At 55.1% G+C, this 26,113-nt stretch carries 21 protein-coding genes; 17 read left to right on the plus strand and 4 right to left on the minus strand.

The genetic code is table 11. From position 1 onward, the window contains the following. Nucleotides 1-114: 114 nt before the first annotated feature. Nucleotides 115-858 (minus strand): FHA domain-containing protein, encoded by a 744-nt coding sequence (locus ACR0JX_RS15845; RefSeq protein ID WP_480544752.1) that lies wholly within the window; start codon nucleotides 856-858, stop codon nucleotides 115-117. Then, the gene (locus tag ACR0JX_RS15850; protein ID WP_480544753.1) at nucleotides 858-1,406 is read right to left on the minus strand and encodes a hypothetical protein; all 549 of its coding nucleotides are present in this window, start codon (nucleotides 1,404-1,406) and stop codon (nucleotides 858-860) included. Before ACR0JX_RS15850 ends, ACR0JX_RS15845 begins: the two co-directional genes overlap by 1 nt. Before the next feature lie 162 nt (nucleotides 1,407-1,568). On the opposite strand from ACR0JX_RS15850, the gene ACR0JX_RS15855 reads away from it, so the two are divergent. The 13 genes from ACR0JX_RS15855 (at nucleotide 1,569) to ACR0JX_RS15915 (ending at nucleotide 15,744) form a co-directional block, all read left to right on the plus strand. After that, nucleotides 1,569-2,273 (plus strand): hypothetical protein, encoded by a 705-nt coding sequence (locus ACR0JX_RS15855; RefSeq protein WP_480544754.1) that lies wholly within the window; start codon nucleotides 1,569-1,571, stop codon nucleotides 2,271-2,273. 58 nt (nucleotides 2,274-2,331) lie between these two features. Next, entirely contained in the window at nucleotides 2,332-2,799 is a 468-nt protein-coding gene (locus tag ACR0JX_RS15860) for a hypothetical protein (RefSeq protein WP_480544755.1), read from the plus strand. Nucleotides 2,800-2,875: 76 nt separating this feature from the next. Further along, on the plus strand, nucleotides 2,876-4,393 hold the full coding sequence (locus ACR0JX_RS15865; RefSeq protein ID WP_480544756.1) for an FHA domain-containing protein: 1,518 nt from the start codon (nucleotides 2,876-2,878) through the stop codon (nucleotides 4,391-4,393). A gap of 32 nt (nucleotides 4,394-4,425) precedes the next feature. Then, nucleotides 4,426-5,046: an FHA domain-containing protein gene (locus ACR0JX_RS15870; RefSeq protein ID WP_480544757.1), complete on the plus strand. Its 621-nt coding sequence runs from the start codon at nucleotides 4,426-4,428 to the stop codon at nucleotides 5,044-5,046. Between the two features lie 5 nt (nucleotides 5,047-5,051). Further along, nucleotides 5,052-6,281 (plus strand): PP2C family protein-serine/threonine phosphatase, encoded by a 1,230-nt coding sequence (locus ACR0JX_RS15875; protein ID WP_480544758.1) that lies wholly within the window; start codon nucleotides 5,052-5,054, stop codon nucleotides 6,279-6,281. Between the two features lie 14 nt (nucleotides 6,282-6,295). Further along, nucleotides 6,296-7,384 (plus strand): serine/threonine protein kinase, encoded by a 1,089-nt coding sequence (locus ACR0JX_RS15880; RefSeq protein ID WP_480544759.1) that lies wholly within the window; start codon nucleotides 6,296-6,298, stop codon nucleotides 7,382-7,384. A 53-nt stretch (nucleotides 7,385-7,437) separates the two neighbouring features. After that, nucleotides 7,438-8,640 (plus strand): trypsin-like peptidase domain-containing protein, encoded by a 1,203-nt coding sequence (locus tag ACR0JX_RS15885; protein WP_480544760.1) that lies wholly within the window; start codon nucleotides 7,438-7,440, stop codon nucleotides 8,638-8,640. Next, a complete protein-coding gene (locus ACR0JX_RS15890; protein ID WP_480544761.1) occupies nucleotides 8,621-9,352 on the plus strand; it encodes an ATP-binding cassette domain-containing protein in 732 nt (243 codons plus the stop codon). The genes ACR0JX_RS15885 and ACR0JX_RS15890 overlap by 20 nt, the downstream gene beginning before the upstream one ends. Next, nucleotides 9,352-10,542 carry an ABC transporter permease family protein gene (locus ACR0JX_RS15895; protein ID WP_480544762.1) on the plus strand — a complete coding sequence of 397 codons (1,191 nt, stop codon included), beginning with the start codon at nucleotides 9,352-9,354 and terminating at the stop codon, nucleotides 10,540-10,542. Before ACR0JX_RS15890 ends, ACR0JX_RS15895 begins: the two co-directional genes overlap by 1 nt. Then, a complete protein-coding gene (locus ACR0JX_RS15900) occupies nucleotides 10,535-12,166 on the plus strand; it encodes a formylglycine-generating enzyme family protein (RefSeq protein ID WP_480544763.1) in 1,632 nt (543 codons plus the stop codon). The genes ACR0JX_RS15895 and ACR0JX_RS15900 overlap by 8 nt, the downstream gene beginning before the upstream one ends. A 17-nt stretch (nucleotides 12,167-12,183) precedes the next feature. Continuing rightward, on the plus strand, nucleotides 12,184-12,444 hold the full coding sequence (locus tag ACR0JX_RS15905) for a hypothetical protein (protein WP_170535048.1): 261 nt from the start codon (nucleotides 12,184-12,186) through the stop codon (nucleotides 12,442-12,444). An 8-nt stretch (nucleotides 12,445-12,452) separates the two neighbouring features. Beyond that, nucleotides 12,453-13,790 carry a serine/threonine-protein kinase gene (locus tag ACR0JX_RS15910; protein WP_480544764.1) on the plus strand — a complete coding sequence of 446 codons (1,338 nt, stop codon included), beginning with the start codon at nucleotides 12,453-12,455 and terminating at the stop codon, nucleotides 13,788-13,790. 10 nt (nucleotides 13,791-13,800) lie between these two features. Next, nucleotides 13,801-15,744: a vWA domain-containing protein gene (locus ACR0JX_RS15915; RefSeq protein WP_480544765.1), complete on the plus strand. Its 1,944-nt coding sequence runs from the start codon at nucleotides 13,801-13,803 to the stop codon at nucleotides 15,742-15,744. A gap of 58 nt (nucleotides 15,745-15,802) precedes the next feature. Here ACR0JX_RS15915 and ACR0JX_RS15920 read toward each other — a convergent pair whose 3' ends face one another. Continuing rightward, the gene (locus tag ACR0JX_RS15920; protein ID WP_480544766.1) at nucleotides 15,803-17,587 is read right to left on the minus strand and encodes an ABC transporter ATP-binding protein; all 1,785 of its coding nucleotides are present in this window, start codon (nucleotides 17,585-17,587) and stop codon (nucleotides 15,803-15,805) included. A gap of 387 nt (nucleotides 17,588-17,974) precedes the next feature. On the opposite strand from ACR0JX_RS15920, the gene ACR0JX_RS15925 reads away from it, so the two are divergent. Together ACR0JX_RS15925 and ACR0JX_RS15930 are read left to right on the plus strand one after the other, a co-directional pair. Then, a complete protein-coding gene (locus tag ACR0JX_RS15925) occupies nucleotides 17,975-18,775 on the plus strand; it encodes a glycosyltransferase family 25 protein (protein WP_480544767.1) in 801 nt (266 codons plus the stop codon). After that, a complete protein-coding gene (locus ACR0JX_RS15930; protein ID WP_480544768.1) occupies nucleotides 18,772-19,659 on the plus strand; it encodes a hypothetical protein in 888 nt (295 codons plus the stop codon). The genes ACR0JX_RS15925 and ACR0JX_RS15930 overlap by 4 nt, the downstream gene beginning before the upstream one ends. Before the next feature lie 14 nt (nucleotides 19,660-19,673). On the opposite strand, the gene ACR0JX_RS15935 is transcribed toward ACR0JX_RS15930, so the two are convergent. Further along, on the minus strand, nucleotides 19,674-20,516 hold the full coding sequence (locus ACR0JX_RS15935) for a 6-hydroxymethylpterin diphosphokinase MptE-like protein (protein WP_480544769.1): 843 nt from the start codon (nucleotides 20,514-20,516) through the stop codon (nucleotides 19,674-19,676). Nucleotides 20,517-21,190: 674 nt separating this feature from the next. Here ACR0JX_RS15935 and glf point away from each other — a divergent pair. Continuing rightward, nucleotides 21,191-22,360, plus strand: a complete 1,170-nt coding sequence (gene glf, locus ACR0JX_RS15940) for a UDP-galactopyranose mutase (RefSeq protein ID WP_480544770.1) — start codon at nucleotides 21,191-21,193, stop codon at nucleotides 22,358-22,360. 78 nt (nucleotides 22,361-22,438) lie between these two features. Then, the gene (locus ACR0JX_RS15945) at nucleotides 22,439-26,005 is read left to right on the plus strand and encodes a glycosyltransferase (protein ID WP_480544771.1); all 3,567 of its coding nucleotides are present in this window, start codon (nucleotides 22,439-22,441) and stop codon (nucleotides 26,003-26,005) included. Nucleotides 26,006-26,113 lie beyond the last annotated feature (108 nt).

The following is a 26,113-nucleotide window of genomic DNA, read 5'->3' on the forward strand; positions in this document are numbered from 1 at the left end:
GCGAGAGCGCGAGGTGTGAATTTTACCTCGCCATTCAATTTGTATGCGGCGGTATACGAAAAGCGCACAAGTTGCAAGAGTAGCAGGTGTGGCGCCATGTCTCGGTTTTGTCGTTTAACGAATGATCGCGATCCAGACATCCCCAACACGGAACTGACTGACAGAGCCAAGCCGGACAGGTTTATCCGGTGCAATTTGCCGCCCGCGCACCCAGGTTCCATTCGAAGAACCCATATCCCGAATTTGAAGCTGGTTGCCCTTGGCAATCTGCAAGATGCAATGTTTGCCCGACGCGCCCTTGCTGCGTGTCAATGCCAGATCGGCCCAACCGGGATCGCGCCCGATTTTGATCTGCCGCGAGGATTTGAGGCCCTTGACCTGATTGAAAACCAGGGTCTTGCCACGATCCGGTCCGGATTGCACACGCAGCCGCCAAAGGGTCACCAAGCGCGGCGCCATCGGGCTGAACCAGCGGACTTCAGCAGCCCTGTCATATCGTGCGGCGGTGTTTGGGTTCAGACCCATCAGACCCAGCGTCATGATCTTTTTCATGGCGCGTGTGGACCGGCGCACGGGTGAAACCGGCTTGCCGCTTTTGTCACGCATCGTCAGGCGCAGGACAAAGCGGCCAAGGGTTGCGCCGCTCAGCACGCCTTCGCAGATCAGCCAGTAGATGAGGACCATCGCCAGATAAAGCCCCGCCGTCAGGGCAGGGCCTGCACGCAGCAGCCCAAGCTCTTGCCGCAACACGGGTTCGATAGTAGCGCAAACAAATGCCAGAAACATGAAATCGAACAGCGCAGCCGCGCTGAGCAGGCGGGCGGCGTTTTTGTCGTCCAAAGGGCCCCCGATCGCCATCACCGTGCCCCCAGCATCGTCAGAATCATGAACAGCGCTGCTCCGATTGAGCACAGCATGAGCGCATCACAATGAAGCCGCAGCGCATGTTTCCCGGCTGCGTTAGAGTTGCGAAAATGAAACCCGGCGACCCACAAGGCAAGACCCATACCGACAATGGTGAACAGCAAGGTCTCGGACAGGATTTGCCGGTTCATGGCAACCGCCAACCAGTCGGCAGCACCCACAATCAATCCACCCCACAGAATGGCAACAACATAGACAGCAAAGCTCAACGCCTCATTCCGGGAACGGCTGAGCCAAGTTACCAACGCCCCCAAACCCCAGCCCAATGCGGCGGCGATGAGAATCACCAAAATCATACGAACGGGCAGCGAAAGTGTTGCCACCTCAACATTAAAGACCACCCTGGAGGTATTGTTCGCGAAATTGGAACTAACACCCAGAATAGCCAATAACGCGCCAATACCGGCGCCGATATTTCCGGCAAATGCAAAAACCTCATTCGCCAGAACCATCTTGTCCCGTAAACCAAAGGGTAATCTCATCTTAAAACTCATCCTATGATCGAATGTTCAAAAGTATTTGGTCGAATGCCAATCGAATCAGTATTCTATCTTTGCAGGTCATTTGCGAATCGTTGATTGAAAATAAAAAATATGTGAGTTCTTAATCAACTAAGAAGAAAAATTGTTTTACGGAGTAACGAGATGCGTACAGTTGCAGTGTCATTTTTTGCTGCTATTTCCCTTCTACTGACAGCATGTACCGATGAGGCTTTCCAATCTGCGTCATCATCTTCAGTAGCTGGAAAAACCCAACAGGAAAAACAGCTGGAAAAGCAGGTTAAAAGCCTGGATCAGGTGTCCAAGGACATCATTGTTAACAATACGGTTCAGGGTGCGCTGGCTGGCGCAGTTGTCGGTTGTGGTCTCGGCCTATTGCTGGGCGGCGACGCCGGGGACTGCGCGGCTGGTGCCGCCGCGGGTGGCCTGATCGGCGGTGTCGGCGGCAACCAGGTCGGCCGTCAGGCCGCTGCTAAGAATGTTGAAATCGTCAACAGCAAGCAGGTTCTGGCAAACCTGTCGAATGTCAGCAAACAGCTGAGCTCGGTCGAAGCAAACCTGCGTTCGGTATTGGCCTCGCAAAATGCAGAACTGAAATCGCTGCGCCGTCAGCTGGACGGCGGTCAACTGTCTCAGTCGGCTTACAATCAGCGCGTCAACGCGATCAAATCCAATCGTCAGGTTGTATCGAACGAGCTGAAGCGCAGCGAAAACAACATGGACAACACCATTTCGGAGCTGAAGACAGCCTCAAGCAAAGGCCAACCCGGCTTGGGCGGAGCAACAAATGCAGCGGTCAGCAACAAGAACCGGCTGGCACGGACGCGGGCATCCATCAACCTGCTATAAGTTTCAATAACCCGCGCCTGACCTTGGGCGCGGGTTTTCAATTGGTAAGAGTGAGAAAATGACTTCAGATATTCTTCGTTTTTCAAGACCTTTCGCCCTTGTCGCCGTTGCCACTGTTGCCGGATGTACTGGTTCAACAGATCCAACAACGGCAACTTTGTTTGACAATATTGCTAACCTGAATTCCGGTGAATACGACCGCCAGATCGCAAATAATAAGGCGCAGGCGGACGCTATTATTGCACAGAACAAAGCGGCAGAGCAGCGCAATGCGCAATTGGCGGCGCAAAGCAATGCCAACAAAGCCGAAATCGACTCGCTGCGCAGGCAGATTGCTGACGTAAAGGCTCAGGGTGCGAAGGCGCGTGCCGCCTCGGCCTCGGACCCTGTAAAACTGCAGCAGGTTCAGGCGCTGGACAATCAGCTGAACGCGGTCGAGCGTGACGTTAACAGCGGTGCAAGTTCCGCCGCCATCTCGTCCGAACTGAGCCGGATCAAGTCGGCGTATCGCGCGCTGTCCATATAATTCTAATCACGTCAGGTCGGCGCTTGTCGGCACATGCGACGACCGGGACGTCTTGCCTGAGGGGGGTCTTGGGATCGTGACCTACGGATTTTCACGCAGATTGGTGGCGCTTGCTGCCGCTTTGGTCATTTCGGGCGTAGCCCACGCACAAGAGGGGAAAACCCGCGCGCCAGCCACCGGGCTGGCAATCTTGGATTGTGCGCCCGCCGATCCCGCACCTGAGGACAGCTGCCTCGTTCGCGTTCCGTCCGGTAATCAGCGTGGCGATATGAGCTTCCGCTCGCTTGGTGACGCGCAGGCCGATTTCGAGTTTGTCAAATCTCTGGACGACATCCCAGGCGACCTGACCCTTTCGGCAACAATGGTTCTGATTGACTTGTCCGTCGGTGAGCGCAGCGCGCGTGTGCGCAGCTGGAACCGTGAGCGTGAGCTGATTGCGCGCGTCGTGACCAATCTACCGACGGATGAAAAAGTCGCGATTTATGGGTTCGGCAATGACATCGTTGAGTTGTCACCCTTTTCGACCAGTCGGGCCCAGGCCGAAGACGTGGTTGAGGATCTTGAGATTAAGGAACAGAACACCCGTCTGGTCGCCAACGCGACCCGAGCGATCGAATTGTTAAGCCAGCAAGATGATGTCCTGCTAAAGAACCTGATCCTGATCACCGATGGGGATGAGGAGGGATTGGCCACGGTTGAAGAAATCACCGAGGCCGCCGAGCGCGAAGGCGTTTCGGTCTCAGCCCTTGGAATGTTCTGGCGGGCACAGGGCAACGCCCGCACCACGCGCGGCATTGACGTACTGAAACGACTGACGGACCCGCAAAATGGCTTGATGGAAGAGGTCTTTTTGCAAAATCAGTCTGACGCCAATACCGTGGTGTCAGATTTCATCCGATCCTATGGAAATTCTGTCAAAGGCTCGGGCCTGATTGTGCCGGTTGGAGATCCAGCACCCGCTCGCATTACCATCGAAATGATCGAACCGGTTGTCGGCCAACCGGGACAAACCCAAACCAAGAGCTATTCCGCCGAGTTCCAGCCCGTGGTTGACCCGACGCCAGAACCGGAACCAGAGCCTAAGCCAGAACCGGAGGACGAGATTTTCGGTTTCCCGGCGCTTTATGTCTACATCGCGGGTGGCGTTCTGTTGCTGCTGCTTCTGCTGCTGGCGGTGCTGCTGGCGCGGCGCGGTTCGGGGGGTGAGCCCGAGGATGATCTGGAGGCTGGCGATTTCGACGATGGCGACGCAACAGGCATGCCACCACCGCAAGATGAGACACGTACGGTGGCAACCGCCCCTCCCCCGATTGCCTTTCTGGTTCGGGTGGATAACGGGCATCGTTTCCCGGTGCCCGCGGGACGCTCGACCATCGGGCGTAGCAGTACAAACGGGGTGGTCATCCCCGATGGCGGTGTGTCGCGTGTGCACGCGGAACTCAGCGGCGCGCCAGACGGACGATTCACCATCAGCGATCTGGACAGTCTGAACGGAACGCTGATCAATGAGCGCAAGATCAAAGGCGCGCAGAGAGTAAATGTGGGTGACACAGTGGGCCTTGGGTCCGTTCGCCTGAAACTGGTCCGGGCATAATCCGGGACCATACACACAGGAAAGGTGAAGACATGGGCAACGACAACAAGACAAGCTGGCTGTTCGACAAGGACGACGAAGAGCTGAACGACGATCTGGATTTTGGAGCAGATGACGGGTTCACCGAAAGCATCTCGCCCTCGGATGACGAGGCGACGCATGCCATGCCAAGCGGATCATCCTTCAGTGAAGCGCCGACTGAATATGTCGAAGACGAAAAGACACAGATTTACCATGGCGGGATGTCCAAGAATTTCTCGGACAAGGCCGAGTTTGATCCGATGGTCGACCCGATTACCGGCTGGTTGGTTGTGGTCAAAGGGCCGGGGTTGGGCCAGTCGGTCAATCTGGGCTCGGGCATGAACACATTAGGCCGCGACAGCGGTGAGCGTGTTTCGCTGGATTTCGGTGACAAGATGATTTCCGGCAAGGACCATCTACGGGTGATCTTTGACGATGCCAACCGCGTGTTCTTTGCTGCCCCCGGCACGGGGCGCAATATCAGCCGGATCAATGGTCAGATCGTTGCAACGACCATGCCCTTGGAGAACTACGCGCTGATTGAACTGTCCAAACAGACACATGTGCGCTTTGTTGCTTTCTGTAACGAGGATTTTGACTGGTCGGAGCTGGCCGAAAGCTCTGACAACTGATCCCGATGACAATCATCAGCGGCAAACAAAGCCTGGGCCAACGCGAAAATCAGGAAGACGCGTTCGATCTTGTCTACCAGAACGAACGCGATCCGAAATCCGACATCCTGATGCTGGTTGCCGATGGGATGGGCGGCCACGCGGGGGGTGAGGTTGCATCCAACCTGGCCCTGTCGGCGTTCAAGAAGCATTTCATCGGGGGCTCGGAGGCGCCGCGCCCGCGGGACCGGTTGCAGGAGTCGTTGACGGCGGCAAATGATGCTTTACGCCAGCGCATTGCCAGCCAGCCCGACCTGAAGGGCATGGGATGCACTCTGATCGCGGCGCTCAAGCTGGGGGATCGGCTGGTTTGGGTTTCGGTTGGTGACAGCAGCCTATTTCTGTTGCGCGACGGACGCTTGAAGAAGCTGAACGCAGATCACTCGCTTTATGGTGAATTGTTGCAGATGGTTGCTGCGGGCAAGATCACGCAGGAAGAAGCAGACAGCCACCCGCGCCGCAATGCCTTGCGTTCAGCGCTGATGGGGGATCGGATTTCTCTGACCGATGTCAACGCCATCAGCCTGAAACCCGGCGATGTGGTTCTATCCTGCTCGGACGGGTTGGATACACTGTCGCAGTCTGAAATCCGGGATATCCTGCAAGGTGGCAAAAGCCGCGATATGCGCGGTGTCGCCTCAGATCTGTTGAACGCGGTCGAGGCAAAAGGAAAGCCGAAACAAGACAACACCACCGTCGTCGTCTATGCTCATGTCCAGGACGGCATGAGCAGCATGCTGCGGGGAAGCCAATGGGCGTTTCACAACACCGGCGGCAATGGGAATACGCTTAAATATGCAGCGATTGGCCTTGGGGCTTTGGCCGTTGTTGCGGCGGCTGGCGCATGGCTGCTGCGGCCTGATCCAGTCGAAGTCACGCCAGAGCCTGAGCCCGTCCAAAATCCGCCATCACAAGAAGAACGCAGTATTGGTGACAGCACAGTCGATGATGACCCAATTGCGTCCGACCCGAATAGCGACGAGGAGCCGTTAACAGAGCCTGAAGGCCAGGTGCCAGAGGCTGAAGAACCGCAGCCAAAAGAACCCCCTGCACCCGAGGAAACGACCCCAGAACCCACCGATCCATCTGCGCCCGAAGAACCAGAAAGCACAGAGCCGGTGGAGCCGGCAACGCCAGCGCAGCCTCCGGCAGAGGATGATGCTTCAGTAGAAAATCCTAGTGGCGAAGGAAGGTAGTTCTGACGGTGTCGGTGCATTTGCCAAAAGGAGAAACCTTTGCCGGTTACGTTCTCGGGGACGTATTGGGGCAGGGGGGCTTTGGCATCACCTACCGTTCGCGCAACCGCGAAACCGGCGAGCGTTTTGCGATCAAGGAGTATTTCCCGGCTGACTATGCAGACCGAGGCCCCAACAACGCTGTCTCGCCCACGTCCGAGGGGCGGCAGCTGTTTCACATGGGGTTAGAGGCCTTTCTGCAAGAAGCCAATCTGTTGCGTGATCTGCCACAGCAGCAGGGCCTGATGCGCGTGCGGGCTGCATTCCGAAAACACGGCACAGCCTATTGCGTGATGGAGTATATTCACGGCGATCCACTGGACCGGATGATGGCGCGCATGATTGATGCGCGCGGATCGGTCCCGCCCGATCTGGTCAACACTTTCTTGCACTCGATGCTGAATGCGCTGGATGCTGTCCATGATGTCGGTGTGGTTCACCGCGATATGAAACCGGCAAATGTCATGATCCGGAAAGACGGGCAGCCCATTCTGATCGATTTTGGCGCTGCTCGCCTGATGGGCAAATCCAGTGGTCTGGCGTCAATGTTCACGCGCAAATACGCTGCGATTGAGCAGTTTCCGGCGGATAAAACCGGATTGACCGGCAGCGTTCAGGAAGGCCCTTGGAGCGATTTGTTTGCCCTGTCGGTCATCCTGTATGAAATGGTCTCGCAGAGTCTCCCGCCTAATGCTGAAGAACGTTGGAAAGAAAAGCGAGCGACGGGTCGTGACCCTTACGTCCCGGTGCGCCACAACCTGAAGCGCAATCGTGTTCAGGAAAAATATGATGATGCCTTGCTGAATGCTATCGATCTTGGCTGCAGGTTGCTGCCGCGCGATCGCATCCGCACAGCGCGTGACTATGCGCGGCTCGTGGGCATTGATCTGCACCGAGCGGTGCCCGGTCCCGACCGGCCAGAACGAGAGCCCCGTGCGAAACCTGTTAGCCGCCCAAGGCAGCGCCCAAAGAAAAAAACCGGAGGCCGCAAGGCTTCAATACTGGTGTTGCTATTGATCCTGATTGTGGCAGCGGCCGTCATTGCATATGGAATACTGATGTGAAGATTGTAACTTTAACTCGTTCCCTTTGTTTTAAAGCCGCCTGGCTGTTCGGTATGGCCTGCGCTGCCACTGCGCAAATCGCGCCGGATATCGTTGCGGAAACGGACAAGGCAGTTGGACGAGCGGTCGTGGACGTCAGCGGCGGGCAAGCAACTGGATCAGGATTCGTCCTGTCAGAACTGCCCGAAGGTGGCGGTTACTACTACATCACCAACCATCATGTGATTAACGGTGGCCTGAACATACAGGTCGGGTTCAAACAGGATGACCGGGTCTTTTTATATGATGCAAAGGTTCTGCATGCCTCGCGCGAACTGGATTTGGCCGTACTGCGCATCGTCCCGCAGGAACCCAGCGGACATAGGCCCGGATTTCTGTCTCTGCGCGAAGGCAAGGCACTGAAAGGTGAACAGGTGGCTGCCATCGGCTATCCCGGTTCTTCGGACCAGATCAATGCCGGGCGGGATATGCTGCCTTTTTTTGAAACGACATTAACCCAGGGTGCGATCAGCAAGGTTGCTCCGGGATCATTCAATGAAACGGGGCGGACCCTCGAAATTGTGCAGCACACCGCTTCGGTCAATCCCGGCAATTCGGGCGGACCATTGATCGACTATTGCGGATCAGTACTGGGTATCAACACCGTCATCTCGGTCTGGAACTCGGATGGTCGCACGCCAACGAACAACACATTCTGGGCCTCGTCAGCAAACCCAATATCCGGTTTTTTGCGGGATGCGGGCATTCCTTTTAACGCTCACCAGCAGGAATGTGATCCAGACAACCCGGACTTCGTGGGCGGTGGTGCGAAAGACAACAGCCTGCTGATCATCTTGGCCGTGTTGGCTGGCGCCAGTGCAGCCGTAATCGGCGGTATCTATTTCGTAGTTTCGCAAAGCAAAGCTGATGGCGGATCAAAATCCGCGCGCAGGGGTGGGTCGGCCAAATCTTCGGGCCGGGCCATTCTGGCCGTCAGCATGGACGGAAAATCCGAGCGGTTCAGCGCCGCACAGCTCCAATCGGGTGTCACGATTGGCCGCGCCAGCGAGAACACGCTGACAATCACCGATCGCAATCTCAGCCGCCGCCATGCCAGCCTGTCGTTGCAGGGGCGCAAGATGATGCTGACGGATCTGGGCTCGTCCAACGGCACCAAGGTCGATGGCCGCCGTCTGAAACCGAATGAACCGGTTCAGATCAACACCAAGTCCAAGGTTGAACTCGGGGGGGTAGCGCTTGTCCTCAGACGTCCCTGATACGGTTCTGTCGATCCGCAACCTTGGGATCGAACGCGCGCCCGGTTTCTTTGTGGTGATCGAAGAGCTGGAGCTAAGCGCAGGTGAGACCATCGTTCTGGACGCGGTCAGCGGGGCGGGCAAAAGCACAGCGCTGGGGCTGATTGCCGGGGCGCTGCCGCTGACGGACCTGCCGGATATGCTGCATGTGATCGGCGGGGTGACGGTCACGCCGGACACCCCGAGGGCCGAATTTGCCGGGCCCGACAAGCTGGGCTTTGTACTGCAAACCAATACGCTGGTGCCGTATCTGAGTTTGCAGGAGAATATTGAACTGCCCGTTCGTGTCGCCGGGCAGGTGCCGGATGCAGAATGGCAGGATCACCTGATCCGCGCTATGGGGCTAAGGGACCTGACCGCCCGCAAACCGGGTCAGTTGTCGGTGGGCCAACGCCAACGCGCCTCGGTCGCGCGGGCGTTGCTGGGGCAGCCCGCGTTGCTGTTGCTGGACGAGCCGGTCTCGGCCCTCGACCCCGCCAATGTGGCCGAGGTCGAAGGGTTGATCGTACATCTTGCTGCCGAGGCCGGGTCGGCCGTCGTACTGGCCAGCCATCAGGCGCAAACGGGTGAGTTTGCGGACACCCCCCGTGCCGATCACCGACTTCTGGATCATCAAGGGCAATCCTATTCGATTTTCTCGACAGTAGGCCGCGCGGCGGCGAGGGTGGCGTGATGGTGCGGATACCAGCCATGTTGGCCCTGCGCGAATTGCGCCATGACTGGCAGTCGGCTTTGTGTTTTGTCGCCGCCCTGGCCGGCGTTCTTGGCCCTCTGCTGATCATTCTTGCGCTGAAGAATGGGATCATAGGCACCATGGTCGGCCGGTTGATCGAGGACCCGTCGAACCGCGAAATCCTGGCCATTGGGGCCGAGCAGCATGATGCGGCCTTCTTCGCCGCCCTGGGCGCGCGGCAGGATGTCGGGTTCATCGTTCCCGCCACCCGCTCGATCAACACATCCGCCAACGCGGTGCGGCATGAGGCGCAGCGCAAACTGGAGCGCGCGGTGCCTCTGATCCCATCGGCTGCGGGTGATCCGCTGATCGACGGCGAACCCGTTGCGCCGGGTCGCGTGTGGGTCTCGGACAAACTGGCGCAGGACCTTTCGGTCTCGGCCGGGGATACAGTTGACATGATCATCGGGCGCGAAGTGGATGGGCAACGCGAAAACGCCCGTCGCGATCTGCAGGTGATTGGCGTATTGCCCCCCGAAATTTGGCCGCGTCCTGCCATCTTTCTGTCGCTGCCCGATCTTCTGGCTGTCGAGCGGTTTCGCGACGATCTGACCTCGACCCCCGCAAACTGGACCGATCCGGTGGCCGAGCCCGAGACCTATGCCAGTTTCCGCCTTTATGCGCGCTCGCTGGAGGATATCGGAACCTTGTCTGCCAATCTGGCCGAACAGGGGCTGCAATCGCGTCCTCGAGCTGAAAACGCGGCCCTGCTGCTGTCCTTCCGACGTAACCTGAACATACTGTTCACAGCTATCGCCGCGCTGGCCATGTTTGGCTTCTGGGCCGCGATGTCCGCCAATCTACGCGGAATGGTCGAGCGGCAGCGGGTCATTTTCAGTCTGTTTTCCATGCTGACCATGCCCGACCGGCAGCGCTGTGTAATCCCGGTGGTCCAAAGCCTTGCGTTGGTGCTGGGCGGCGTGATCGCGACGCTGATCATCATCCTGCCCTTCCTGCTGGCCATCAACGCCACGTTCGAAACCGCCCCCGGCGAATCTGTTGCGCGCCTTTATGCGGGCGATGTGTTTGCAACACTGGTTCTGGGCGCCGTGACCGCGGTAACCGCAGCGATCTGGGCCGTATTTGCCGTGCGCAATGTCGAACCTCAGGAGGTCTTGACCCATGCCTAAACTGACCCGCCTTGCCCTGGCCCCGCTGATCAGTCTGCTGACTTTCTCTGCAACCGCGCAGGCGCAGGAGATCACATGGCGCGAGAAGTACTATAATCCGCAGCCTGCCGACGGCGACCTGTCCCTGCCCATGCCTTGCGGCGGGGCGATGACCTTCCGCAAGGTGGCAACGCCCAACACAGATGGCGTGATCGGAGATGTCTCGGTCGTGCTGGGGCAGGAGGGCAGTGATCAGCCTTATCTAAACGGGTTGCGCCGGGCCTTTGTCTCGGGCGCGTTTGCCGATCCCGAAGGTGCGGCTAAGGGCTATTTCTACATGGCCAAGTATGAGCTGGCGCAGGCACAGTGGGATGTGGTCATGGTTGGCTGCCCCGACAAGGAACCGCGTCGCCGGGGCTTTGTTCCGGCGGTTGGGAACGCCAAGCTGGACTATCAGCGCTTTGCCGAGGCTTACACCCTGTGGCTGATGGAGAATGCGCCCGACAGCCTGCCCCGCGTCGGCGATACGCGGGCCTATCTGCGCCTGCCGACCGAGGAGGAATGGGAGTATTCCGCCCGTGGTGGTCTGGCGGTGGATCAATCCCTGTTCCGTGCGCCGTTGCCTCCGGTGCCCGAAGGCACACCGCAGGATGAATACATCGCCCATGGCGGTACGGCTTCAGCGGGCGGGAAACTGCAGGTCGTCGGCTCTTTGCGTCCCAACCCGTTGGGCCTGCATGACATGCTGGGCAATGCGGCCGAGATCGTGGGGGATCCGTTTGCTCTGGTCCGCCACGGGCGACTGCACGGTCAGGCAGGGGGGTTCGTGAAACGCGGTGGCGATGCCCGAACGCCTTTGGCGGACATCACATCCTCGACCCGGTTCGAGGTTCCGCCCTTTGACATACTGTCCAATACCGCCTCGGCGGATCGGTTCACCGGCACCCGGTTGGTGCTGCAGGGCCTGGCCATAACTTCGGCGGATCAGGATCAGGCACTGAAGGATGGGCTGGACCAACTGGCGCGCCCAGATGAAGGGCTGGCCTCGGCCGCCAGCGAGCAAGAGGCGATGGAACTGCTGGATGAGATTTCAGCGGAAACCCTGTCGGACCGCACCAAGACGCAATTGGCGGTGATCAAGGACACGTTGAACAGGGGTCGGGTTGAGCGCAACGCACAAAGGGATCAGTCGGTCCGCCTGATCCTCACCTCGGGCGTTCTGGTCTGCGGTCAAGCTCTGCGCCGCTACCTGAACGCGCTGATTTCAATGCTGACGATACAACCCGAGCTTGATGCCCTCGAACGCGAGGCGCGGGCCGCCGGGGATCAGGAACTGCTGAAAGAAATCGAGATCGCCCGGCAAGAGGCCGCCGCAAAACTCAGAGAAATCGAAGAGAAAGCAAAGGCAGATGTGGTTGAATATGCCAATTTGATCGAAGGGCTGGTCGACCAATACTCGCCCGTGCTGCTGCGCAAACAGATCGATTTCATCTACCCCACCGAAGAAAGCCGGGGGCGCGAACGGGCAAACTGCCTGGCACTGGTGCAAGATCACATCGGCGCGCGCAGCGTCGCGGGCTATTCGGATTTGGATCAAATCGCGGACGATATTCAGGGGCTGGCTCTATCGTTCATGGAAGACTGACTTGGAAAGGTTGAAGAATGCGGGATGTATTGAACAAATCGCTGGAGGTTCTGGTTTGGATCACCACCGCGCTGTCGATTATCTTTTTCTGTTTCACCGCTGTGACCATGCTGCGCCTGTCGCCGCTGGGTCCGGATACAACCACGATCATCGCCGCTTTCCTGACGGTGGTGTTCGGGATCACATCCTCGCTGGTATTTGCGGGCATCTGCTTTCAAATCATGGATATCCGCACCTTTAGCAAGCACAGCGCCATCAGCCTGAAAAACCGGAGGTAAGGACACCCATGGAACACTCGGTACTTGGCCTGAAACCCGGCAGCGTTCTGCAGGATACGTATGAGATCAAATCCCTGCTGGGCGAGGGCGGCATGGGGGCTACCTTTCGTGGCCTGAACCGCGCCAGCGGGCATGAGGTGGCGATCAAGGTCATGACGCCCAGCTTTGCCAAGAACCAAAAGGCCGTTGATCTGTTCCGGCGCGAGGCGAACCTGCTGCGCACCGTGCGCAGCGATGCCGTGGTACGGTTCGAAACCTCGATGCTGGACAAGGATGGCCGTCTTTTCCTGGTGATGGAATTTGTGCCCGGTCACCCATTGGCGCACTACCTGAAAAAGGGGGCAAGGCTGTCCTCGGATGATGTGTTGAAACTGGGTCTGCGCCTGTCGCAAGGGCTTGAAGCCATTCACAAGCTGGGCATCGTGCACCGCGATGTGGCGCCGGATAATGTGATGATCTCGCATGATGATATCAATCAGGCCAAGTTCATCGATTTTGGGTTGGCCTCAGACAGTGTTGGGACGGACAAGTCCATCATCGGCGACAGTTTTGCAGGTAAGCTGCGCTATTGCGCGCCGGAACAGTTGGGCCTGTTCGGCAATGAGGTGTCTACCGCCACAGACGCCTATGCGCTGGGGCTGGTCTTAATGCGGACCTCGGGGCTGGAGCTACCCGGTGAAGGCAAAGGGTTCGCTGCCGTTGAAGACCGGAAGGCGGATGTCAAAATCACCGATCCCAAGGTTGCACCCGGTTTGAAATGGGCGCTGGAGCAGTTGCTGAAAGCCAACCCAAAAGATCGCCCCTCCGACCTGCCCGGATTGTTCCGTCAAGCGCTGAACGGCGAGGTAAAAAAGAAGCCCTCAGCAGGCGCTGCCCAGCCTAAAGATGCAGTGCCGTCCGAGGAAAGCTCTGGCGGCAACAATATGCCCATGATCGCGGCTGGAATCGTCGCTCTGGCCGTCATAGTAGGCGCTGCGTGGTATTTTCTTGTCGGCCCCGGTGGTCAGTCGGCCAAGGTCAATGAATCCGTTGTCGTTGCACAAGAGGCGGTCGCAGCAGACAATCCCTTGACCGCGGCGCGCGATTTGCTGGCGGCGGGTGGGGCTCAGAATCTGGATGCGGCCCTGGGCGCTTTGATTGCCATCAGCAATGATCAAGAACTGTCGGAACAGGACCGGGCAGACGCCAATATCCTGATTGCTGAAATGTATGACCCTGAAACCCATAGTACAGTGACTTCCCCTTTTCCGCGCCCCAACCCCTCGGCGGCGCGGCGATACTATCAGCGCGCAGCTGATCTGGGATCAGACCCGGCGCGCGAAGCCCTGAACAGATTGGGCGAGTGAGGAGACGGATATGATGTTGAGACGGATACTCCTTCTTGTAACGGCGCTGGTGCTGGCCGGGCCGCTGCTGGCGCAATCGAAATCACCATTGCCTATCGAGGGCAAAACCAGCCTGTTCCAGCGCGTGCTGATCCGGGAACGGATCGAAGCGCGCGCTGAGCCGGAAAGCGAAAGCCCCGGCACGGCCCTGTCTCCGCTACAGGTGTTCTTTGTCTATGACCGCAATGGCGATTGGATGCAGATTGGCGCCACTGATCAGGGAGACGACCTGATGTGGGTGCCTCAGGCCGCGACGGTCGACTGGAACCAAAACATCGTTGCGACGCTAGAAGGCAGTGACAATGTGGGCCGGGTTTTGTTCTTCAACGATATCGACCCGATTTACGACATCATCGAAAGCGAAAATCCCGCGGATCTGGCTGCGGATGCGCGGGATGAAGCGCTGGCGGCTGAGCAGGGGGGAGACCCATCGGAAACCGTGATCGCCCTTGGCCCGCGTGAGACTATTGATCAACGGCAGAACCTCTACGTCATGCCGATCCTATCGACCGAAGAGGCGGTGTTCGACATCGGGCCCTTTGTCAATCTATTGCAAGTCGCCGTCGCCAGCGCCAACGCACCGAACCCACCAGCCGCCCCAAGTGGTCAGGCTGCGGGTGATCTGAAAACCGGGGTGGTTTTTGTCGTCGACACGACCATTTCCATGGAGCCCTACATTCGCGCCACCCGCGATGCGCTGCAGGAAGTGTACCGCGAGGCAGCCTCCTCGGATGCAGCCGATGCGGTCAGCTTTGCCCTTGTGGGCTATCGTGACAGCCTGCAAGCCGCGCCTGATCTGGGTTATGACGTTAAGACCTTTGTGGATTTGCAGCAGGGGCTGGATGTCGAGAATTTTCTGGCCGGGATCGACCAGATGCAGGAAGCGAAGGCCAGCAGTAAGAACTTCCGCGAAGACAGTTATCGCGGGATCGAACATGCCCTGCAGGATATGGATTGGAGCGATTTCGGAAGCCGGTTCATCGTTCTGGTAACCGATGCGGGCCCGCGCGAATTTGATGATGAATATTCCTCGACCGGTCTAAGCGCTGAAAGCCTGAACCGCCTTATTCGCGAGCGGATCGGGGGCGCTATGGCCGTCATGCATCTGCGCACCGCACGTGGAGCCAAGGATCACCCCTCGGCCGAGGCGGCCTATAAGCAACTAACAGCATTTCCGAACTCGGCGCCGCTGTACTTTCCCATCGAGAACGGCGATCCCACCATCTACAAGGACACAGCTCGCCAATTGGGTCAGTTCGTGGCGCAACAGGCGTCGTCTTATCGCGGCAGCGACGGCGACGCCCTATTGGATGAAGATGCCATCGTCGATGAGGCCGAAGGCGGGTTGTTCAGCGGGCTCAATACCGCCAGCCGCACCATGCAACTGGCCTATCTGGGCCGGACCGAAGGCGCGCAGGCGCCCGATCTGTTCGAGGCTTATGTGGCCGACCGGGATTTTGATCGCACCGGTTTGAAACCACTGTCTATCCGTCTACTGATCTCCAAAGCCGACCTGAGCAATCTGGAAGAGGCGTTGCGGATCATCGTGGATCAGGCTGAACGGAACGTGGTGAATCCTGATCAGTTCTTTACCCAAGTACTCGGTGTGGCGGCTGATATGAGCCGTCGACCCGACCAGGTGTCACGCCAGTCCGATCCAAGTCTGGCCGAGGCTGTGGCTTTGGACGAGTATCTGGCGGATCTACCTTATAAATCACAGATCATGGCCATTACCGAAGATGATTGGGTGCGCCTGCCCATTTCGGAACAGCAGACCATCGTCAACGGCCTTTATGACAAGATTGAACGCTATCGCCGTTACAATGAATCGACGGATCAGTGGGTCGATTATCTGGGTGCCGGGCCACAAGCGGGCAATCTGTTGTATCCCATGTTGCTGGACGATCTGCCCTAGAACAGGTGAACAATCCCCAAAAGATCGGGGCATCGGGATCGTTCCGCTGCCCCGGTTTTTATTCTGCGACTTCAGTTTTTTCAGCACCCTTTTTGAACTGTTGGTCATAAAGTCTGCGGAAGCTGCCGTTGCGGGCGATCAGCTGATCCAGATTGCCTTGTTCGACAACGGCCCCGTCCTGAATCACCATGATATTGTCCGCCTCAAGAATCGTGGACAGACGGTGCGCGATGACAACCACTGTCATGTCCTTTGTCAGCGCATCCAGCGCTTCGCGCACCAGGTTTTCGGATTCTGCGTCCAGAGCGCTGGTGGCTTCGTCCAGCAACAGAATCTCAGCCTTTCGCAAAATCGCGCGCGCAATAGCCAGACGCTGTTTCTGACCCCCGGAGAGGAAGGCACCGTTCTCACCGACAAGTGTGTCATACCCATCTGGCAACTCAGAGATGAAATCATGCGCATGTGCTGCGCGGGCCGCGTCGTAAATTTCCTCATCCGTTGCATCAGGCGCGGCAAATCGCAGGTTCTGCATCACTGTGGTCGAGAACAGGAAGGTATCCTGGCCCACGTAAGAGATTTTCTTGCGCAGCGACGAGAAACTCGCGTGACGCACATCTTGGCCATCAATTTCGACTGACCCTTCGTTGGGATCATAAAACCGCATGATCAAACCAAAAATCGTCGACTTGCCACCCCCGGACTGGCCGACCAAAGCAGTGGTTTGCCGCGCTGCAAAGGTCAGATTCATATCTTCAATCACGGAGATTGAACCCTGATAACCAAAGGTCACGTTGCGCAGCGTGATCTCTCCGGGACCGTCAGGAAGATCCTCGGCATCAGGGCTTTCGATCATTGTATCTTCTTGATCAAGCAGGCTGAACAACATACTCACGCCAACCATCGAGGCCTCAATCTGAACACGCATTTTCGATAGGCGTTTGGCGGGCTCGTAGGCCATGAGTAGCGCCGTGATGAATGACATCAATTGACCCGCTGTCGGTTGCTCGGACCCGGCAATGCCCAATGTGCTGACAATCAGGACGCCTGCAATCGCCAAACCCGCCAGAAACTCCATCAAAGGGCTGGCAATGGCTTCCAGACGCGCGATATCGTTGGAGCGTTTCTCCACCTTTCGAATTGCGTCATCCATCCGCTCGGTCATACGGTCTTCGAGCGAAAGAACCTTGATGACTCGAATGCCGGCCGAGGTTTCCTGCAAAACACGAATGATCTCGGCCAGGGACTTGAATTCGGATTTCATAATCGCCCGGACGTTCTTTAAAAGGTAGCGGACACCCAGCAAGGCAACTGGCCCAACGATCAGAAACATAACCGACAACAACGGCTGCTGGTAAACCATGACGATGATAAGCCCAACCAATGTGAGGGCATCACGGACAAAGCCAGTGACCAGCACATCAATCAACCGACGCGCAGCCTGCGCCCCGTTGGTTGTACGCATCAGAATATCCGAAGACTCAGTTGTCCCAAAGAACGCGACACCGTGGCGAATGAGCTTGCGATAGACCTTGTCCTGTTGTGCAGCGACAATTCGGTTTCCGGCCCGGGCAAGGTAAACGGCCTGAATATAGGTGGCGACGGCTTTGATCAGAAACAGTCCAATGACCGACATAGCAATAACCGGCGCCCAACCACGCATTTCGGGGCTGGTCATAGCGTTTACGATGTACTCCATCATATAGGCCGCGCCCGCCGTAGTGGCAGCGACCAAAACCATCGCCACGATTGCAATCCCGTACATCCAGCCTTGTGCATAGAAGCTTTCGCCAATCAGGCGGCCCATATAGCCGGACCGCCAGTTGTTCCAGGCGCGCTTAATCATTGCGTTCTCCAGATCATGAAACCATGCGCTCGCTCAGATAACCTAAAATCATTTTGGCCAAAAGGGCAGATACCCAAGCGTGACAGAGTGACCTTTCAATTGGTCGCGTATTGACGACGGCAACGTGTCATCATTTTGGCGTGCTCAGGTAAGTATGATCCAAGTATTATGCAACAGTAAGCAAAAGGAATGATGGCGATCCGACGCCACGAACCTCCTAGTCCCAACCATTACATCCTTGAGAGAATTCACAGTTTTCCTACCTGAGCGGTTATTTGCCACCAGAGCCCTGCTAGTTATTTGCGCAGGTTTCCCCTGCGTTTATGGCTTGTGATTGTTATACTTGACCCCTAGAACCCTGCCAGATTTCGTTTAGGTAAGCCACCCGTGTCGATTAAAGCCGTCATTCTAAGCCTTCCAAGGGACATTGATCGGCGCAACGCATGTGAAGCGGAATGTACGCAGCTGGGGTTGTCACACTCTTTCTTCAACGCCATCTACGGCGATCAACTGTCAGACGCGGATGTATCGCGCGTTTACGATGCCAAAAGGAACCGGCGCGCGTTCAAAAGACCGCTTAGCCGCAATGAAGTAGCCTGTGCCTTGGGCCATCTGAAAATCTGGCAAGCAATCGCTGAGGCCGAAGATTCCCTGACCCTTGTGCTGGAAGATGATGCGACATTTCTTCAGAATCCGATGCCATTTCTGGATGCATTGTCCAAGTCATCGGAGCGTTATCAAGATGTTATGATCAAACTGGATGGTATGGCGGGCAATGGTGGGCAGGTTTTGGCTTCGGTGACAGATCAAAGCCTGATCCTGACGGATCGACTGCCACCTAGGACAACAGGCTATGTCATTGGTCGCAAAGCGGCGGCGCATCTGGCAGCTGTCCATGCCCCGTTTGCCCGCCCCGTCGATATCGACCTCAAGTTCTACTGGGAACACCAAGTGCCAATTCTGACGTTGGCGCATCAAATGGTTGCAGAACGCGGAACTTTTGACAGTACAATCGAGGCGAACCGCAACAGCAAGAAAGCCGGTTCTTCTCTGGGGCGCTTTCTAAGCAATGCGCTATACCAAATCAGATACAGTTATGGGCGGCTTAGTCATCCGCTCAAACCTGCCGAGATTGCGGGACTAACACCCCTTCTAGACAACCGAAGCGGGGCTCAGGACAGATCATGAAGAAAAACCTAGTTGTTGTCCGGGCAGGCGGAAAATCCTTGCATCCGCGCTGGCAAGAGATTTCGTATGAAGATCGCAACTATGATCTGCTGATCAGCTTTTTCTCGGATGAGGCATTTGCTGCGTTCAAGCCCGAACCGGGGGTCGAGGCCGTTCTGGTTAAGGGCGGGAAATGGGACGGTCTGTTTCTGACCCTTTCGGGCAGGGATTTGGAAGCGTATGACTATGTTTGGCTACCAGATGACGATCTAGATATTGCAGCCCAGAATGTGAATGACCTGTTCAACGCCATGGATTCCCATGGGCTAAGGATCGCACAACCGTCACTGACACCCGAAAGCTATTTCTCGCATTTTGTCTTCAGCCAATGCCCCGGGTTTGTGCTGCGATACACCAACTACATCGAGATCATGGCCCCTTGCCTTCATCGCGATGTTCTAAAAAAGGCCTTGCCCTTGTTTCAGTCCACCATGAGTGGTTACGGCCTGGATTACATCTGGTGCCGCTGGCAAGAGGCGGGTGCGTTTCGCACAGCCATTCTGGATGAGATTGCTATGCATCACACCCGCCCGGTCGGCAAGAACCTCAAATCCGCTATGGCCGCAAGCGGCAACCAAAGCTCGGAAGAGGAAGAGGCGGTTCTGAAAGAAATGTTCGATCTTTCACGCCGCACGGTTCCGATTGTATTTGCTGGCGTCTTGAACGGTGGCCAGCCAATCTCGGGCCGGGTGCAGGTTGGCTGGCGTATGTGCCGTGCGTGGTGGGCGATGTTGTCGGATTTCCGAAGCAAAAGCGAGGCCCGCGCAGGAATCTTCAAAATCGCCCGCCGCCAGCTGAGCAAACCGCTTGAGATGGGAGCTATTTCACTTAGTTCACCGAGGTAATAAAGCAGAGCGGGTCACGGCATTCTCGCGCCTTTTGACCCACGCGCCAAAACACTCTCGAGGCTTTCACGCCGGAACGTGTTCAACGCAGTTTTTCTAGAACAATTGATAATCTGCACGCCCAAAGCCTGCGTTTCGGCTTGAGCCTTCGCGTACGAGACATCCAGCACGTGAAGGTTTGGCGAATGCCATTTTTCACCTGGTTTCCTGTACTTTGGATGAAAGTGGTTTTGTTCACCATCATGAACCATTACACCCTGTTCACCCTCCACTGTACGACCCAGCGTATATGAATGGTCTAGACCCAATACGCAGACCTCTTTGAAACCCATGGCTATCGCCATTTGTATTTGCGTATAAACGATTGTCGATCCCCACGCGATTCCGGTTTCAAAGCTGGGGCTGAAACTGGGGAAGTCCGGATCTTCTAATGGAGTGTCCCAGTTGTTAGGTGGCAATATTGGGAACTGCACCACATTTGATAAGGGTTCACGATTGTGAAACATCTGTACGGGAAAGAGCTTTTGGCTGCCTTGCAGTTCTTTGATTTCGTCGAGGCATTGCTCAAATACCAACCTGTCTTCAACAGAATAGAAATTCGGGCGCCAATCTGTTTCGTCATAAATTAGAAATATCTTGTTGGAAGCAAATGAGACTTCGCCCTTAATTAGTTCAAGATCCGCAACAGTCAGGCTTGGCCCATTCCCAATAACAAAACACCTCTCGCCATCGTACTTGTTTGCAAGCTGCGCTAGTATTTTCCTATCGGTTTTCCCAATCTCGCTGAAAATTTGTTCCCGGTAATTTGATGAAAACGCCCTTTTGATCTCTCGTTTTATTTTCCAAAGAGGAATCATGCTTCTTGCAGTCCTTAATGTACTTGATCATACGGTCTTAAATTTGTCGCAAGATCATCGGGTGGCGAAACCGACCGTTGTAGTGTGGGCCTACCGACTGACTTACAACAAGACTTGAACACTTGTCCACGAGCCTAAAACGAGAGACTTTGTGCGTGACCGCCGATGGGCTTCGATCGAAGCCTGCACAACGCTTGTGCATTTGTCTCAACTTACACGGAATAGATGAGCGAGTTCTTGCTCGTCTATCGTTTGGCTTTCCCAGAACCGCTCATGGAACCGAAACCGTCGAACCATCTGCATTTGGCGAAGGCGGTGAAGATTTGCGCCAAACTGGGTCCGTCCGGCAGGTTATGTGGCCTCGCAAATCGATGCTGGATCGGTAAGCAGTCACAATGAAGACCTTTTGAGACAGCGGTGTTTGTCTTTGAGAACATTAGAGGATTAATGCAGAGTTTGTTGTGTCGCGACGACCGCGGACATGCGACGCGAAAACCGGGGCGACAGTGCTTGCTCTAGGTCGGCCGAACCGCTGCGACATGTGACCTATTCGATCAAAAATGGGGGCGCGCGCCTTTCACATCCGTGTATCGACATGAAACAAAGCCGTGTTGCAACGGGTTAGGCAATCCGATAGTGCTTTGCCGAATTTATGCAGGTAACCTAGGCTAAGAATGTCTGACAAATATTTGATGGTGGGGGCCGGTCTGTCCGGCGCTGTGATTGGACGTCATCTGGCCGAAGCAGGTCACGATGTTGTTGTTGTCGACACCCGTGAACATATTGGTGGCAACTGCCACACTGAACGTGATGAAAACACGGGCGTTATGGTTCACACCTACGGTCCACACATCTTTCACACCGATGATCAAGAAGTATGGGATTATGTCAATCGCTTCGAGACGTTTTTGCCTTATAAAAACCGAGTAAAGACAACGTCGCAATACCCAGATGGGTCGCGTGGCGTGTTTTCTCTGCCAATCAATCTACACACGATTAACCAGTTCTTCGGTAAAACAATGGGGCCAGATGAGGCCAAGCAGTTTGTGTCTGAACAGCAGGCCGACACTACAATTGACAACCCGCAAACCTTCGAAGAACAAGCCATGCGCTTTGTGGGGAAGGACCTATATGAGGCCTTCTTCAAGGGATATACGATAAAGCAGTGGGGCCTGCATCCATCGGAATTGCCCGCGTCGATTTTGAAGCGCTTACCCGTAAGATTCAATTACGACGACAACTATTTCTTTCACAATTATCAGGGAATGCCTGAAAATGGCTACAGCAACATGATTGCAGCCATTTTGGAGCATCCCAATATCACTGTTAAGTTGAATACCCGTTTTACGCGTGAAATGGGATCTGGCTATGATCATGTTTTTTATTCCGGCCCTCTGGATGGGTATTTTGACTACGAGTTGGGGCGCTTGGGATACCGCACCCTGGATTTTGAGCGGTTTGAGTATGAGGGCGACTACCAGGGTTGCGCCGTTATGAATTATGGCGAAAAAGATGTGCCCTATACACGGATAACCGAGCACAAGCATTTTTCTCCCTGGGAACAACACGACAGGTCTGTGTGCTACCGCGAGTATTCGCGCGCAGCCGATGTTGATGACATCCCCTACTATCCGATCCGACAAGTTAAGGAAAAGGAACTGTTGAGTGCGTATGTCGATTTAGCTAACGCGACCAACGGCGTCACGTTTGTAGGTCGACTGGGTACTTATCGATACTTAGACATGGATGTCACCATCCGAGAGGCTTTGGATACTGCTCGTAGTTTTGAAGGTATCGCCGAGAAGGGCGAGCGTGCTCCAGCCTTTTTTGTCGCGCCTCTCTGATCCTAGACAAGGACATAGAATTCCTTTTGCAAGAGGTCCCTCATAGCAAACGGCGCCGCCCATACAAAGGTATATTGAATGACTAGAAATGCGATCGTCTTCACTGCGAACACCATGCACGTGGCGCAGGCAAACTTGATGATTGATTCCCTTTTTGACCCAGAAAGAGGGAACTTCCAGGGTGATTTGTGGGTGATCTCAACGCATTTGAGCGCCCAGTGCCAACGATACTTGGACAGCCGTGGCATTCGCTATCTGATCAACCCTCTAATGAGTTTTCAGCAGTGGAACTACCGCACTGAGATCGCGCGTTCACAACCTGAGTTTCGGGATGGAAGCCTGAACGAGGATGACGCATTCCTGCTCTACCGCAACAAACGTATGAGCAAGCTGATTATCTGTGATTGGGTTGAGAAGTTCGGGCAAAACTACGATGGGCTAGCGCTATGCGACAACGACCTTTACTTCCAGCGAGATGTGAACGAGCTGTTTGAAAAATCGGCACAGGTCGACTCGGACGTGCTGTGGTACTGGCAGGAAGAAAACAAGAACCTACCCGGCACCAATCTTTGGAAGAAAAACTTTCACTACACACGCTTGCACGACACTGACGGAATGGATTTCGGCGAACACGAAATCAACATCGGATTTGTGATTTCTTCGCCAAATCTGATGCGACACGTATTTCAGAGAGTTAACAGCCTCTTTTCAAGCTGCAACATTGAACTTTTTCGGGACTGCAAATGGCACGATCAGGATCTCGTGAGAGTCATTCGTGCTCAGGATCCGCAGATCTTCCGCCTTTTCGAAGAAGGCGATGTATTGCATCTGTGCAATGGCGGCCAAACACTGGTCAGCGAATATTGTCCGCAAGAGTTCTATCACAAGAAAACCGGCGAAAAACCCTACATAGTGCATTTCGCCGGAGGGGCTTGGAAGCCGTTCCAATCAATTTCTGCATCGTACAACGTCGATCATGAAAACTATTTCTTCATGGAAGAACAATCGGAAAGGTTCGATGCGATACGCAGCCTGACTGATTTCGACCCTTTTGATACAGAATCCGAGTACATTTCTGCACACAATATCGCTACCAAAGAAACGGCGCGAAAGCACTGGATGACGCAAACGAACGGCAGCGATAAGAAACGCATGCTGTTTTTCACTTGGCTCGATACAGGCAGCCACCAGCCATTGCGTGAAACGCTTTCAGATTTTCTTAGTAGTGAAGATTTTGATCTTGCTGTCGTCGATGGCAACGTTAAAGCATTGGACCACAGCGGGTTGCAGTTTGAGGATTTGCCTGATCTGCTTTCCAAGGTTTCAAGCACAGTCCACGACAATTATTTTGGCCGCAGCTTTGGATACAAACACGATGATGTGCCCGAGCAGGCCATAGGCGGTGCTATTGCGGCGCTTGTCAAAGAGTATGGGTGTTCGCAGAGAAACGCGCGCGCTGTGGCCAACGCGGCATATATCTACCTTAACAAAACCGTCTCTTTCTACAAACCGGACGTAATCGTCGCATGGGGTACATATCTGCTGTGCTCGCGGATCCTCAAGCAGATCTGTAAGGAACAGGGTATTCCATTCCTGACCATGGAACTTGGTGTGTTACCTCAAACCCTTGCGTTCGATTGCTTGGGACATATGGGGGAAAGCTGGGTTTCTCAAAAATCCGAAGACTTTAATCAGCTTCCGCTGACCCAGACCGACAAGGAAATGGCGGCCCAGTATCTGGAAAACGCACGTCGAGAGAAACCATCCCGCAACAAGAAACTAAAGGTGTCTGCTTCCGCGCGCACTCAACTCGACCGTATCAAGGCATCCGGTAAGAGAGTTGTTGTCTATATTGGAAGCAATTGCGCGTTTTCGGGTCATGTCCCTTACGATGAGGCTGCGCAGAAGTTTCATTCACCATTCTATGTCGACAATGATGAGGTCGTCAGAAATCTATCCCAAGCGTTTGCCAATGACCCGGATATTCAGCTGATCTACAAGCCCCACCCAATCACTATAACACGCGGTCTTGATTTGTGGACAGAGTATCCTGGCGTAACCGTACTAAGCGACGTAAACCTTGGCGACTGCCTCGACATCGCCGATCTCGCGGTGGTGAAGGTTTCGCAAGGGAACTACGAATCTCTCCTGCGCGATATCCCAGTACTGATGCTTGGAAGAAATCAGCTTAATGGGTCTGGAGCTGTCTACGAGTTGAGTAGCAAAGACGATTTGAGGTCTGACATATTCAATGCGCTCGAGAGCGGCCTCACGGTTGAGCAGAAGGTCGCTTTCCAAGACCACGTTGCCCGGCTGCTGAAGTACTATCTGTATGGCGTGTCTGGCAAGACGCTCGGGCGGCCACAAGCACAGGTCACTAAAGATATCTTGTCATTGCTGAACTCTGATGCCGCTAAGCACCTGGAAGTTGAACAAAATGCGTTAGCAAATTATCAGAAACAAAAGCAGACGTTGAGTGCGCAGCCGAAGCTTTCGGTAGTGATGCCTGTCTACAATGGCGCCCAGTTTCTAGCCGATTGTATCAGTTCTATCCTCGCGCAAACATTTAGTGAATTTGAGTTGCTATGTGTCAACAATGGTTCGACTGACGGATCGCAGGAGATAATCGACTATTTTGCGCGGCAAGATGCGCGGGTGAAACCACTTTATCAGACCGAAGCTAATCAACGATCCGCCCGCAATCTCGGAGTACAGGAAGCTAAAGGCGAATACCTACATTTCATGGATTGCGATGATCTGCTAGTCGCCGATGCATATACTCAACTCATTTCGGCAATGAAACAGACCAAGGCAGATGTCGTCTACTTCTTCTTCAATGAACTGCGCAGCGTTCCACTATCGGCCAGACCTCGCCATTGTGAGTTTAGGAACTACCTGCCTGAACAAGAACTATTTGCTATGGAAGAAGAGCATAAGCACCTGTTTGCGCAGTACCCATTCCCATGGGCCAAGTTTTTCAGAACAGATATTGTTCGGAAAAACGAACTATACTTTGATTTGGACTGCTCAAATTTTGATGACAACCCACACAACCTAAGAGCTTTGTTGTCCTGTCAAAACATTCAAGTTTTGAACAAAGCGCTGTATCGGTTCCGGATTAATCAGAATTCGATGACGCAATCGGTGAACGCGCGTGCAACTGGGATGATCGATGCTGTTCGATTGATGAACGAAATTTACAACAAATTCGGTCGCTATGAAGAGTTTCAGAGCAGCTACGTGCCCTACAAGATGCACCTGTTGCATTTTGCCTGGACCCGTTTGCCCGAAGAGCTGAAACAAGACTATTTGGCAAAGGTATCCTCGTTATTCTTGCAAGACGACACGGAATATTTTGAGCGCGATGAGCTAGCCTCAATGTTTTCTTACATGTCACCTGAAAAGGTCGATTTTGCGAGGTCCGCGCTAAACGGTGAGATCCCGCAGCCCCCTCTTCAGGCATACAATCCGGAGCCGCGCGTCGAAACGATCAATAAAGACTGGAGCAAAGGCAAGAAGCTGCGAAAGCGTACCTCTAGGTTCTTCAAGAAGAAGGCTCCGGGATTGGTTCGTTCTGTGCATGACTTGCGCGACACACTGCGTTTAGTAAAGAAACGCTTCAAGAAATCAAAGCAGAGCCTATGATCAGCCCCACTTGAGTGGTCCAATTTGATTGTTAGTGCATGATCGGCCTTTGGTCCATCTGGACGATGGTTTCAGGCACCGGCGGCCGGTAGCCTAGAGCACTGTGTG

The organism is Ruegeria sp. AH7 (genome assembly GCF_056541325.1).

What these genes read in the sequence shown, in the direction of transcription:
- ACR0JX_RS15945 (WP_480544771.1), top strand. Translation starts at nt 22,439, where the DNA reads ATGACTAGAAATGCGATCGTCTTCACTGCGAACACCATGCACGTGGCG.
- ACR0JX_RS15870 (WP_480544757.1), top strand. Translation starts at nt 4,426, where the DNA reads ATGGGCAACGACAACAAGACAAGCTGGCTGTTCGACAAGGACGACGAA.
- ACR0JX_RS15910 (WP_480544764.1), top strand. Translation starts at nt 12,453, where the DNA reads ATGGAACACTCGGTACTTGGCCTGAAACCCGGCAGCGTTCTGCAGGAT.
- ACR0JX_RS15895 (WP_480544762.1), top strand. Translation starts at nt 9,352, where the DNA reads ATGGTGCGGATACCAGCCATGTTGGCCCTGCGCGAATTGCGCCATGAC.
- ACR0JX_RS15930 (WP_480544768.1), top strand. Translation starts at nt 18,772, where the DNA reads ATGAAGAAAAACCTAGTTGTTGTCCGGGCAGGCGGAAAATCCTTGCAT.
- ACR0JX_RS15915 (WP_480544765.1), top strand. Translation starts at nt 13,801, where the DNA reads ATGATGTTGAGACGGATACTCCTTCTTGTAACGGCGCTGGTGCTGGCC.
- glf (WP_480544770.1), top strand. Translation starts at nt 21,191, where the DNA reads ATGTCTGACAAATATTTGATGGTGGGGGCCGGTCTGTCCGGCGCTGTG.
- ACR0JX_RS15920 (WP_480544766.1), bottom strand. Translation starts at nt 17,587, where the DNA reads ATGATTAAGCGCGCCTGGAACAACTGGCGGTCCGGCTATATGGGCCGC.
- ACR0JX_RS15900 (WP_480544763.1), top strand. Translation starts at nt 10,535, where the DNA reads ATGCCTAAACTGACCCGCCTTGCCCTGGCCCCGCTGATCAGTCTGCTG.
- ACR0JX_RS15935 (WP_480544769.1), bottom strand. Translation starts at nt 20,516, where the DNA reads ATGATTCCTCTTTGGAAAATAAAACGAGAGATCAAAAGGGCGTTTTCA.
- ACR0JX_RS15905 (WP_170535048.1), top strand. Translation starts at nt 12,184, where the DNA reads ATGCGGGATGTATTGAACAAATCGCTGGAGGTTCTGGTTTGGATCACC.
- ACR0JX_RS15875 (WP_480544758.1), top strand. Translation starts at nt 5,052, where the DNA reads ATGACAATCATCAGCGGCAAACAAAGCCTGGGCCAACGCGAAAATCAG.
- ACR0JX_RS15860 (WP_480544755.1), top strand. Translation starts at nt 2,332, where the DNA reads ATGACTTCAGATATTCTTCGTTTTTCAAGACCTTTCGCCCTTGTCGCC.
- ACR0JX_RS15855 (WP_480544754.1), top strand. Translation starts at nt 1,569, where the DNA reads ATGCGTACAGTTGCAGTGTCATTTTTTGCTGCTATTTCCCTTCTACTG.
- ACR0JX_RS15845 (WP_480544752.1), bottom strand. Translation starts at nt 858, where the DNA reads ATGGCGATCGGGGGCCCTTTGGACGACAAAAACGCCGCCCGCCTGCTC.
- ACR0JX_RS15850 (WP_480544753.1), bottom strand. Translation starts at nt 1,406, where the DNA reads ATGAGATTACCCTTTGGTTTACGGGACAAGATGGTTCTGGCGAATGAG.
- ACR0JX_RS15885 (WP_480544760.1), top strand. Translation starts at nt 7,438, where the DNA reads ATGGCCTGCGCTGCCACTGCGCAAATCGCGCCGGATATCGTTGCGGAA.